An 11,152-nucleotide genomic window follows, 5' to 3' on the forward strand; every position below is an offset into this window, starting at 1 on the left:
CGGGCGCGGCGTCGCGCGCCGCGCCCGGGCGTCAGCCGGTCAGGCGTCCAGGCCGAGCAGGCGCTCGGCGTTCCCGGCGAAGATCGCGCGTAGGTGCTCGTCGGGCAGCCCCAGCTCGCGGCAGATTCGCAGCTGGTCGTCGAGGTAGCGGGTGACGTACCCGCGCGGGAACCACGACGAGTCGCTGCCGAACACGATCCGGTGCGGGCCGATGGTCTCGTAGCACCGCCGGAACAGCTCGTCCAGGGTCAGCTTGTACGGCATCCAGCGCACCCACTGGTTCGACCCCGAGGTGTCGACGTGGATGTTCGGGCAGCCCCAGGCGGCGAAGAGCAGGTCCTGCACGTGCTGGACGCCGAAGTGCGGCACCACCACGGCCAGCTCGGGGAAGCGGCGGGCCATCCGGGCCAGCTCGTCCGGGCCGCCGTACCGGCCATGGGACAGGCCGCCGGCGCTACCGTAGTGGCCGATATGGATCAGCACCGGCACGCCGAGGCGCTGGGCGGTGCCCCAGAGCGGGTCGAGGGCCTCGTCGTCGAGCGGGCCGCGCAGCAGCGGGGCGAAGAGCTTCAGCCCGCGCAGGCCGCGCTCGACCACGGCGCGTTCCAGCTCGGCGGCGGCGTCCGCGCCGTACGGGTCGTGGTGGGCGAAGCCGAGCAGCAGGTCCGGGTGGCGGTCCACCACGTCGGCGACGGTGTCGTTGCCGCCGCCGGTGACGAAGACCGCCCGGCGGATGTCGACCGCACGCAGTTCCTCGGCCCACCGGTCCGCCTCGTCCTGCCAGCGCTCGGCGGGCGGCTCCGGGTCGGGGAAGCCCCACGCCTGCCGCCACCGCCGCGCGTACGGGGCGGAAGCGGCGGCGCGGACGGCGCGCTCGCGCTCGCCGCCGGGGTGCATGTCGGCGGCGTGCTCGCAGGCCCGGACCGTCTCGTCGGCGCCGATGCGGAAGTGCAGGTGGAAGTCGACGACGTCCAGTCCACGGTCGACGGTCACGGCGCCTCCTCGGGCTCGGGCCCGCCGGCCGTCCGGACCGGCCCGTCGGCGGGCAGCGGGGCGGCCACCCAGGCGGCGACGACCTCGCGCAGCCGGGTGGCGGCCAGGTGCCGGACCCGCCGACCGGCCGCCTCGTCGGCCAGCGAGATGTGCCCGGACCAGCCCTGCCACGGGTCCGGCCGGGACTCCACCAGCACGTACGGGTGGGTCACCGGCAGTTTCGGCCGGGGCGGCAGGTCGGCGACGGCGTCGAGGCGGACCGCGTCGGGGTCGAAGCCGAGCACCCCGGAGGTCTCGTACGCGCCGCCGTGCCCGCGCGCCGGCAGCGGCCCGTACAGCTCGGCGGTCTCGGCCGGGGTGACCAGCTGGAACCAGTTGACCAGCAGCAGGCTCGCCGTGCGCCGCCCGGAGACCCACTCCATGGCGGCCCGGACGGTCGACATGTTGGCGTCGTGTCCGTTGACGATCAGCAGCCGGGTGAACCCGGCGGCCACGATCCCCTCGATGACGTCGGCGAGGTAGCCGACCGCGATCTCGGGTCGGATCGCGACGGTGCCGGGCCACGGCCGGGTCTGGCCGGGGCAGGCGGCGTACGGCACGGCGGGGAAGAGCACCCCGCGCGGGCCCGCCGCCCCGCGCCCGCCGGCGGGGGTCCCGGTGCCGTCCGGGGTGCCGCCGCCGGACGGCACCGCGCCGTCGCCGCCGAGGGCGCTCTCGGCGGCGAAGCCCTCGGCGAGGATCAGGTCGGTGCCGAGCGGCAGGTGCGGGCCGTGCCACTCGACGGCGCCGACCGGGAGCACCGCGAAGTCCGCCGCCGCGGCGACCGCCGCGAGTTCCCCGCCGGGGATCCGGGCGGCGGGGACCAGCCCGCCGCCCGTCGGCCAGGCCGCGCTCACGCCGTCCACCGGGCCGCCTCCCGACTGGAGCGCCGGCCGCCTTCCAGCCGGCCGGAGACCACCATCACCACGAAGATCAGGACCACCTGGAGCATGCCGTACGCGGCGGCGGTGCCGACCTCGAACGAGTACATCCGGTTGTTGATCTCCACGGAGATGGGCGCCGTCTCGGAGGTGTAGATGAGCACCGAGGCGACGAACTCGCCGACGCCGTGCACGAAGGCGAGCAGCGCGCCGGCCACCACACCGGGCAGCATCAGCCGCAGGGTGACCGTGCCGAACGCCCGCCACCAGGACGCGCCCAGGTTGCGCGCGGCCTCCTCCAGCGACGGGTCGATCTGCGCCAGGGTGGCCGAGCTGGACCGGAACACCAGCGGCAGGAAGCGCACGAAGTACGCCAACGGCATGATCCAGAAGGTGCCGATCAGCACCTGTCCGAAGCTGAACGCGTTGCCCGTGCTGAACGCGGAGATCAGGTTGATCGCCACCACCGTGCCGGGCAGCGCCCAGGCCAGCATGACCGCCACGTCCAGCAGGCCCCGGCCGCGGAAGTCCAGCCGCCGCACCGCGTACGCGATGAGCACGCCGACGACGACACAGGCGACGGTCGCGATGAGGCTCATCTGCAACGAGTTGAGGATCGGCTGGAACGCCGCCGGGTCGGAGAAGATCGTGACGAAGTTCTGCGTGGTGTACGCCGCCGGGATGACCTCGGTGGTCCAGGAGCCGTCCTGGGAGAACGCGACAAGGGCGATGGTCGCCACCGGCGCGAGCAGCACCGCGGTGGCCAGGACCGAGGCGGTCAGGGCGAGCCACTTGCCGAGCGGGTTGGTGATCTCGCGCCGGTGCGCGGCGACGCCCTTGGACTGGGAGCGGTAGCTGCGCCGCCCCTCGTACCAGCGCATGCCGAGCAGGAACAGCACGGAGACCACGCCGAGCACCGAGGCGTACGTGGAGGCCATCGGCAGGTCGCCGTTGGTGCGGTTGATGTAGATCTGCATGGTCATCGTCTGGTCCACCCCGAACAGCAGCGGGGCGGTGTACGACGCCAGCGAGGTCATGAACACCAGCAGCGAGGCGGAGACCAGCGCCGGGGTGAGCATCGGCAGCAGCACCGTGCGCCACACCCGGACCCGGCCGGCGCCCAGGTTGTACGCCGCCTCCTCCACCGACGGGTCCATCCCCGACAGCGCGGCCGAGGCGGACAGGTAGAAGTACGGGTACATGGTGAAGGTGTGCACGACCAGCACCCCGGCGATGCCGCTGAACGGCAGCACCGGGTTCTCGGCGCCGAGGAGCTGCTGGAGGCCGCGCGGCAGGATGCCGGTCTCGCTGTAGAGCAGTTGGAACGAGATCGCCCCGATCAGCGGCGGCAGCGCCGCCGGCACCAGGATGATCGCCTCGATCAGCTTGCGGCCGGGAAACGAGAAGCGCTTGAGCAGGAAGGCCATCGCCACGCCGACGACGCCGCAGAGCAGCACGCTGGCCGCGGAGATGATCAGCGAGGTGACCAGGGAGGAGCGGGCGACCCCGCCGCCGGTGACGAAGCTGCCGTAGTTCTCCACCCCGTCCACGCCGACGCTCTCGGCGAAGGTGGCGAACATCGGCTGCACCACGTACCCGAAGAGGATCAGGGCGAGCGGGAAGACCAGGACGTACGGGAACCAGCGGGAGCCGGTGCCGCCGGCGAACCGGTCGGCGAGGCGGCGGCGCGGGCCGCGCGGCGGCGGCTCCTGGGTGATCGGGGCGACGGTGGCCGGGCTGGGGGTGGCGGGGATGGTGCTCACGGCCGCACCACCCACATCCGCTCCCGGTTCAGCCGCAGGCCGACCTGGTCGCCGGCGGCGATCCCGGCCGGCACGTCGATCGCGGCCACCTGCACCGGCTCGCCGGCCACGTCGACCACGAGGTTGGTGGCCATGCCGGTGAACTCCACCTCGGTGACCCGGCCGGGCAGCGCGCCCGCCTCGGTGGCCGAGGTCAGCCCGAGGTGCTCGGGACGGACCGACACCAGCGCGGTGTCGCCCTGGCGCAGGCCGTGGCCGGTCGGGGCGGGCGCGGTGACCTCGCCGCCGGCGGGCAGCCCCACGGTGACGGTCTGCTCGGCGGCGGCGACCACGGGGAGGCTGAGCACGTTGCTGCGGCCGATGAAGCGGGCCACGAAGCTGGTCGCGGGGCGGTGGTAGATCTCCTGCGGGGCGCCGATCTGCTGCACCCGGCCGGACTGCATCACCGCGATGCGGTCCGACATGGCCATCGCCTCGGCCTGGTCGTGGGTGACGTAGATGGAGGTCGTGCCGGCCTCGCGCTGGATGCGGCGGATCTCGACCCGGGTCTCCTCGCGCAGCTTGGCGTCGAGGTTCGACAGCGGTTCGTCGAGCAGCAGGGTGCGCGGCCGGATCACCAGCGCCCGGGCCAGGGCGACACGCTGCTGCTGGCCGCCGGAGAGCTCGTCGATGCGCCGGTCGCCGTAGCCGGCGAGGTGCACCTGGCCGAGCGCCTCCTCGACCCGCCGCCGCGACTCGACCCGTCCGACCTTGCGGATCTTCAGGCCGTACGCGACGTTCTGCGCGACGCTCATGTGCGGGAAGAGCGCGTAGTTCTGGAAGACCATGCCGGTGTCGCGCTTGTTCGGCGGCCGGCGGGTGACGTCCTCGGTGCCGAACCGGATCCGGCCGGAGGTGGGAAAGTAGAACCCCGCCACCATGCGCAGGGTGGTGGTCTTGCCGCAGCCGCTCGGGCCGAGCAGCGTGAAGAACTCCCCGGCGGCGATGGTGATGTCGACGTCGTCCACGGCCGCGGTGTCGCCGCCGCGCGCGAAGCGCTTGCTCACCGACTCCAGCGTGACATCGATCATGAGGTCCTCTCCTTCGTGCGGTACCGGACCTGGTCGGTCGTGGGATGGGGGCGCGGGGGGGGGGGGGGGGCCCGCCCCCGAAACGCCCGGGCGGTCAGCCCTTGTTCTTGATCTGGCCGTTCCAGTGGTTGATCCACTCGGTCTCGTTCTTGCCGATCACGTCCCAGTTGACGTCCAGCGGCTTGAGGTTGAGCTGGGCCAGCCACTCCGGCTTCTCGGCGATGTCCACGGCCGGGATCTGGTAGTAGTCCTTGGCCAGGTCGCCGCGGAGCTTGTCGTCGAAGAGGAACTCCATGAACTTCTGCGCGCCGGTGGTGTTGCCGCCCTTGACCGCGGCGATGCCGTCGACCAGCACCGGGGCGCCGGAGGCCGGCATCACGTAGCCGAACGGCATGTTCGACTGGTTGGCCTGCAGCAGGATGTCCTGCAGGTTCCAGGCACTGAGCACGCCCTGCTGGCGGGAGAGCTTCAGGTAGAGGTCGGTCGGGTTGGCCGCGTACGCGCCGGTGTTGGCGTCGAGCTTCTTCAGCCAGTCGTAGCCGGGCTGCGGGTTGCTGCCGTCCGGGGACTGCCGCATGATCATCGACGCGTAGATCGACCGCATCGTGCCGGACGCGGCCACGTCCCGGATGATGATCTTGTCCTTCCACTCCGGCTTCAGCAGGTCGTCCCAGTCCTTCGGGGCCTGCTCCGGGGTGAGCGCCTTGTTGTTGTACATGATGACCTCGGGGAGCAGGATCTCCCCGAACCAGCGACCCTCGGCGTCCTTGTACTTCGGGTCCATCTTGCCGGCGAACGCCGGCTGCCAGGAGGTCAGCAGGTCCTCGCTGGCGCCGGCGGAGAGCCCCTGCTGGGTGCCGCCCCACCAGACGTCGGCCTGCGGGTTGGCCTTCTCGGCCCGGACCCGCTCCAGGATCTCCTGGGCGCCCAGGTTGAGGATCTCGACCTTGCCCTTGTACTCGGGGTACTTGGCGGTGAACTGGTCCACGACGTAGGTGGAGACCTTCTTGTCGCGGGCCGTGTAGATGGTCAGCTTCTCGGCGCTCGCGCCGCCGGCCGCGTCGTCGCCACCACCGCCGCCGCAGGCGGTGCCGGCGGCGAGCACGGTGGCGAGCGCACCGGCGAGGAGAAGTCGACGTCTCATGGGGTACCTCCGAGGGGTGTGGGGGGAACTGCGGTGTGCGTGGTGTGTGGTCAGGGAGTCGGCAGCAGGGTGGGCATTCCGGCGGCGGCCGCGGAGAGGGCGTAGCTGACCGCCCCGTGCAGCACCGCCCGGTCGCCGAGCACCGCCCGGCGCACCTCGGTGGTGCTCGGCGCGGCGGCGGCGACCAGCGCCTGGAGCCGGTCGACGGCGGCGTCGTCGAGGTGGGCGGCCGCGCCGCTGAGCAGCACCCGCCCGGGATCGACGACGCAGACGCAGGAGACGATCAGCCGCGACCAGGCCGCGAGCACGTCGTCGAGGTAGGCGGCGGCCCGGTCGTCGATGGCGGCCAGCGCCACCAGGTCGGCCACGGGCGAGTCCGGCCGCCGTCCGGGGGCCAGCGCCACCATCCGCTCGGCGATGGCGTTCTCCGACCAGCGGGCCTCGAACGGGCCGATCCCGTCGTGGCCGCGGTCGGTCGGGTCCAGCGGCAGGAAGCCGACCTCGCCGGCGGCCCCGCCGGCGCCCCGGCGGACCTGCCCGTCGAGCACCAGGCCGGCGCCGATGCCGTCGGCCACGTGCAGCAGCAGCAGGTCGGCGACGTCGCTGCCCGCGCCGACGGCGTGCTCGCCGGCCGCCATCAGGTTCACGTCGTTGTCCACCACCACGGGTACCCCGAGCCGCCGCTGCACCGACTCCCCCACCGGCCGGCCCTCGACGAGGCCGACCGAGGGAGCCAGGCGGACGGCGCCGCCGGTGGAGACGCCGGGCGCGGCGATGGCCACCCCGCGCAGCGCCGGCAGCCCGTCGCCGGCGAGCTCGGGCACCGAGCGGCAGATGGTGTCGACGATGTCGCCGGCGAGCCGGACCGCGCGGTGGGCGATGACGGCGCCGTCGCTGTCGGCGATCTCGCAGCTGATCCGGGACGGCTCCAGGGAGACCGCGGCGACCAGTTCGGCCCGGGGGTTGAACTCCAGCATCGCCCGGGGCCGGCCGGTGCGGGAGGTTCCTGGGCCGCGCTCGATGAGGTACCCCTCGGCGATCAGCTCGCGCACGAGCGGGGTGAGCGTGGCGGGGCTCAGCCCGGTGAGCTCGGTCAGCTCGGCGCGGGAGAGCACCCGCACCTGGCGGGCGGTGGAGATCACGGACAACCGCTTGATCTCCTTCGACCGCTCCCGGCTCACCGGGCTCGTTGGTGGCGTCACCACGTCTGTCACACTTCCTTCCTACGGCGAACGAACTATCGAGTCAAGTAACGAAACCGTCTCGTTACCTTGCGGACCCCTCCGTGAGCAGCAGAAACGCCCTTCCTGCGGGCCCTCACGGGGCCTGCGGACGGGCGACCTCACCGCCGGCAACGCCGCGCCTGGCGGGGAGTTAGTTTCTTTCGCAAATGAAGAAAGACCTTGCAAAGCATTGACGGGCCGCCGCGCCGGTCCCTAGCGTCACCGGGCGAAGGCCTTCCAGTGTGTACGGATCTCGTGCCGCTGCGTACCCCGGTGACGCCGGTGCTCCCTCGTGCCCGGCGCCCCCGCCCGTCCCCTCACCGTCCGAGCGCGACCCCACGTCGACGCCCCGCGTCCGACGTCGCCGGCCGCTGCGCGGACATCGCGCCACGCGAAAGGATCTGCATGCGTCTCAAGGCGTTCCTGCTACCCACGGCGCTCGCCCTGGCCCTGTCCGGGACACCGGCCGTGGCCCTCGCCGCCCCCACCGACGCCCGGCCGACCGACGCCGTCGACCTGGACGTCCTCTTCGTCAGCGCCCACCCCGACGACGAGGCCGGCAGCCTCGCCACCCTCGGCCAGTGGAAGGAGAAGCACGGCGCCAAGGCCGGCGTCGTCACCATCACCCGTGGCGAGGGCGGCGGCAACGCCGTCGGCCTGGAGGAGGGCCCGCCGCTGGGCATCATCCGGGAGCGCGAGGAGCGCACCGCGATCGGCCGCGCCGGGGTGGAGAACCTGTACAACCTCGACCGCGTCGACTTCTGGTACACCGCGTCCGCGCCCCTGTCCGAGCAGATCTGGGGCCACGACGACACCCTGGCCCAGATCGTCCGGGTGATCCGGCAGACCCGGCCCGAGATCGTCATGACGATGAACCCGTCGCCCACGCCCGGCAACCACGGCAACCACCAGCAGGCCGCCCGGTTCGCCGCCGAGGCGTTCCACGCCGCCGCCGACCCCAAGGCCTTCCCCGAGCAGCTCACCAAGGAAGGGCTCACGCCGTTCCGGGCGGCGAAGTTCCTGCGTACCGGCGGCACCGGCAGCTCGTCGACCGGGCCGCAGTGCGCCACCGGCTTCGTGCCGGCCGTCCCGACCGACCAGGTGTTCGGCGTCTGGGAGGGCACCCGCAGCGCCGGCGGCAAGACCTGGGCCGAGGTCGAGGTCGACGCCCGCCGGGACTACGTCACCCAGGGCTGGGCCAACACCGCCGCCGCCCCCACCGACCCCGCAAAGATCCGCTGCGACTTCTACACCCTGGTCGACAGCCGCGTCCCGTACGACCCGGCGGACACCTCCCCCGAGGCGATCCTGCGCGGCTCGGTGCTGCCCCCGGCGGCCGGCGGGCTGCCCCGCGGCACCGAGCTCTACCTGACCGCCGACCGGTTCGACCTCGCCCCCGGGCAGAGCGTCGAGGTCACCGCGCACGTGCGGGCGCCGGGCAACCGGGCGCTCACCGCGCCCCGGGTCTCGCTGCGGCTGCCGCAGGGCTGGACCGCCGTCGGTTCCGGCGAGCTGCGCGGCGCCGTACCGGCCGGCAAGGAGCGGACCGCCACCTTCACCGTGTCCGTCCCCGCCGGCGCCGACACCAACGCCCAGCACCTCGTCGGCGCGTCCCTGACCACCGGCCAGGGCGCCGGCCGCACGGACCGCGCGGTCCGGGTGGTCGCCGACGTGCGCGGCACCCTGGAGCCGCTGCCCGAGGTGGGGCTGTTCCGCACCTGGGCCGGCGACAGCGGCTACCCGCAGCTGGACACCCTGATCAAGCCGGTGCTGACCATCGGCTCCGGCAAGAGCCGGACGGTCCGGGTCGACCTGCGCAACCACGGCGAGACCGCCCAGAGCGGCACGGTCGCCCTCGGCCTACCGGCCGGCTTCGCCGCCGACGCGGCGACGAAGAGCTACGCCGACCTGGCCCCGGGCGCGACCGGGGCGGTCACCTTCACCGTCACCAGCGATGCCAGCCTGCCGACCGCCAACGAGGGCGGCGACGGCGGCGACTACGGCATCACCATCACCACCACCAGCGCCGCCGGCAGCACCGTGGAGACCGGCGCCCTGGAGATCGTGCCGACCAGCGAGGTGCCGCACGCCGGGCACGACCACGCCGTCGACGGGGTGGCCTCCCCCGGCGAGTACCCCGGCGAGGAGCTGGACCTGTCCCGCATCTGGGAGGGGCAGGCCACCACGCCGCAGGACGCCTCGGCCACCGGCCGGATCGCCTTCACCGAGGACGCGCTCGTCGTGTTCGTGCGGGTCACCGACGACGTGCTCGGCAAGAAGGTGGTGCCGCAGGACTGCAAGCGGCAGCGGCGCACCGACAGCGTGGAGATCATCGTCGACCCGAAGGGGAACTCGACGGACACCTCCACCGTGTTCAAGGCGGGCATCTTCCCGGTCACCGACGACCCCGCCAACGGCGACCCGCCGTGCTGGCAGCGCGACGCCGACAACCGGCAGGGCCCGGGTGCCACGACCGCCCCGGGGATGACCGTGGTCAGCAAGGTGACCGCGCCGTACGCCGGCTACACGATCGAGGCGCGCATCCCGTTCGCGGTGCTGCCCGACGCGATCGACCCGGCCCGGATGGGCTTCAACGTGCTGGTCTACGACTCGGACACCCAGGACCTCAGCTCCCAGTCCCGGCTGGGCTGGTCCACCTTCACCGGCGTCCGGGCCGACCCGTACCGGTACGGCCTGGTCACCCTGCCCGGCCTGACCCCGGCCGCGCGGCAGCCCAGCGCCCCGGTGTTCCCGGACACCGCCGCCCGCAGCGTGCACAGCCCGCAGACCATCGCGCAGTCGGCGGTGGACGGCGTGGCCCCGGCCGCCGTCGCGCGGCTGCCCGAGCGGGCGCTGCGGCTGACCGGCCAGCGGCAGGTGGCCGGCGGCGTGCAGGTGACCGTCCGGGCCGACCGCGCCGGCACGGTGTACCTGCACACCTGGAACGGCGACCGGTCGCTCGGTGAGCGCGCGGTGCAGGTGCGCTCCGGCCACCCGGTGACCGTCCTGGTGCCGGTCGCCGGTGGCACGCCCACCTCCGTCCTGGCCGCCTTCGAGGCCGACGGTGCCGCGCTCGCCCGCCAGGTCCCGCTGACCTGACCGGCGCGGGAGGGGCCCCTGTCATCCGACCGGATGGCGGGGGCCTTTTCCCGTTGCCGGGGCCGATCCTCCCCTGCGGTCGCCGGGGCCCAGCGCGGCCTACAGGACGTTGCGCCCCAGCAGGAACAGCCCGAAGGCCACCCCGAACGCGACGACCACCGCCCTGAGCAGGCCGATGGGGAGCCTGCGGAGCAGCCGTGCCCCGACATAGCCGCCGACGACGGTCGCCGGGGCCAGGATCGCCACGCCCGCCCAGTTGACGGTGCCGAAGAGAACGAAGAGCACCACCGCCGTGAACGAAATGACGGCCGACAGCAGGTTCTTCAGGGCGACCGTCCGGATGAGCGGTTCGCGCTGCAACAGAGCCAGGCTGGCGACCAGGACGATGCCGAAGCCGGCGCCGATGTAGCCGCCGTAGACGCCGCCCAGGGCGACGGACGCCTGCAGGGCCGCCGGGTGCTTCCGCCCGTGCCGCAGGGCGGAGCGCCGGACCAGCCCGTCCAGCTGGTCCCGCAGGCCGAGGACCGCCGACGCGGCGAGCACCAGGAACGGCACGATCACGTCGAAGACGTGGCTGGGCGTCACCAGCAGCAGCAGCGATCCGACGACGCCGCCGCCGACCGCCGCGGGCAGGATGCGCCGGATCTCCCCGCGGGGCGGCAGGTCCCGGTACCCTCCCGCGACGCTCGCCACGTTGCCGGGGAAGACGGCGACGGTGCTGGTCAGCTTGGCGTTGAGCGGCGGTATGCCGGCAGCGATCAGCGCCGAGAAGGCGATCAGGGAACCCCCGCCCGCGACCGCGTTGAAGGCGCCCGTGGCGACACCGGCGGCGACGAGCAGCGTTGCCTGGATGGGATCCATCGAGTCTCAGGCTAGTGGCGATGCCGGGTGGTGGGGCGGTGTCCGCCGGGCAGCCCGGCACCGCTCGGCGGGGCCGGGC

Annotated in this window: 8 protein-coding genes; 1 reads left to right on the forward strand and 7 read right to left on the reverse strand. The window is 73.5% G+C overall.

Annotation, left to right across the window (positions count from 1 at the left end):
• Positions 1–39: 39 nt before the first annotated feature.
• From ACSNN9_RS05170 to ACSNN9_RS05195, 6 genes are all read right to left on the reverse strand, one after another.
• Positions 40–993 carry an amidohydrolase family protein gene (locus ACSNN9_RS05170; protein ID WP_436671465.1) on the reverse strand — a complete coding sequence of 318 codons (954 nt, stop codon included), beginning with the start codon at positions 991–993 and terminating at the stop codon, positions 40–42.
• Entirely contained in the window at positions 990–1,889 is a 900-nt protein-coding gene (locus ACSNN9_RS05175) for a creatininase family protein (protein ID WP_436671466.1), read from the reverse strand. Before ACSNN9_RS05175 ends, ACSNN9_RS05170 begins: the two co-directional genes overlap by 4 nt.
• Positions 1,886–3,676, reverse strand: coding sequence for an ABC transporter permease (locus tag ACSNN9_RS05180; RefSeq protein WP_357880956.1), 1,791 nt, complete (start codon positions 3,674–3,676; stop codon positions 1,886–1,888). Before ACSNN9_RS05180 ends, ACSNN9_RS05175 begins: the two co-directional genes overlap by 4 nt.
• Complete coding sequence (locus ACSNN9_RS05185) at positions 3,673–4,746, reverse strand: ABC transporter ATP-binding protein (protein WP_436671467.1); 1,074 nt, start codon at positions 4,744–4,746, stop codon at positions 3,673–3,675. The genes ACSNN9_RS05180 and ACSNN9_RS05185 overlap by 4 nt, the downstream gene beginning before the upstream one ends.
• Before the next feature lie 94 nt (positions 4,747–4,840).
• Positions 4,841–5,890 (reverse strand): extracellular solute-binding protein, encoded by a 1,050-nt coding sequence (locus ACSNN9_RS05190; protein WP_436671468.1) that lies wholly within the window; start codon positions 5,888–5,890, stop codon positions 4,841–4,843.
• 50 nt (positions 5,891–5,940) lie between these two features.
• Positions 5,941–7,104: an ROK family protein gene (locus ACSNN9_RS05195; RefSeq protein WP_358091915.1), complete on the reverse strand. Its 1,164-nt coding sequence runs from the start codon at positions 7,102–7,104 to the stop codon at positions 5,941–5,943.
• A 414-nt stretch (positions 7,105–7,518) separates the two neighbouring features.
• On the opposite strand from ACSNN9_RS05195, the gene ACSNN9_RS05200 reads away from it, so the two are divergent.
• Complete coding sequence (locus ACSNN9_RS05200) at positions 7,519–10,212, forward strand: PIG-L family deacetylase (RefSeq protein WP_436671469.1); 2,694 nt, start codon at positions 7,519–7,521, stop codon at positions 10,210–10,212.
• A gap of 99 nt (positions 10,213–10,311) precedes the next feature.
• Here ACSNN9_RS05200 and ACSNN9_RS05205 read toward each other — a convergent pair whose 3' ends face one another.
• Positions 10,312–11,073 (reverse strand): sulfite exporter TauE/SafE family protein, encoded by a 762-nt coding sequence (locus ACSNN9_RS05205; protein ID WP_436671470.1) that lies wholly within the window; start codon positions 11,071–11,073, stop codon positions 10,312–10,314.
• Positions 11,074–11,152: the final 79 nt, after the last annotated feature.

Source organism: Micromonospora sp. URMC 107 (genome assembly GCF_051386315.1).
Classification (GTDB): domain Bacteria; phylum Actinomycetota; class Actinomycetes; order Mycobacteriales; family Micromonosporaceae; genus Micromonospora.

Bases quoted from the DNA above. Each gene is read 5' to 3' on its own strand.
- ACSNN9_RS05185 (WP_436671467.1), bottom strand. From the start codon at position 4,746: ATGATCGATGTCACGCTGGAGTCGGTGAGCAAGCGCTTCGCGCGCGGC.
- ACSNN9_RS05190 (WP_436671468.1), bottom strand. From the start codon at position 5,890: ATGAGACGTCGACTTCTCCTCGCCGGTGCGCTCGCCACCGTGCTCGCC.
- ACSNN9_RS05200 (WP_436671469.1), top strand. From the start codon at position 7,519: ATGCGTCTCAAGGCGTTCCTGCTACCCACGGCGCTCGCCCTGGCCCTG.
- ACSNN9_RS05205 (WP_436671470.1), bottom strand. From the start codon at position 11,073: ATGGATCCCATCCAGGCAACGCTGCTCGTCGCCGCCGGTGTCGCCACG.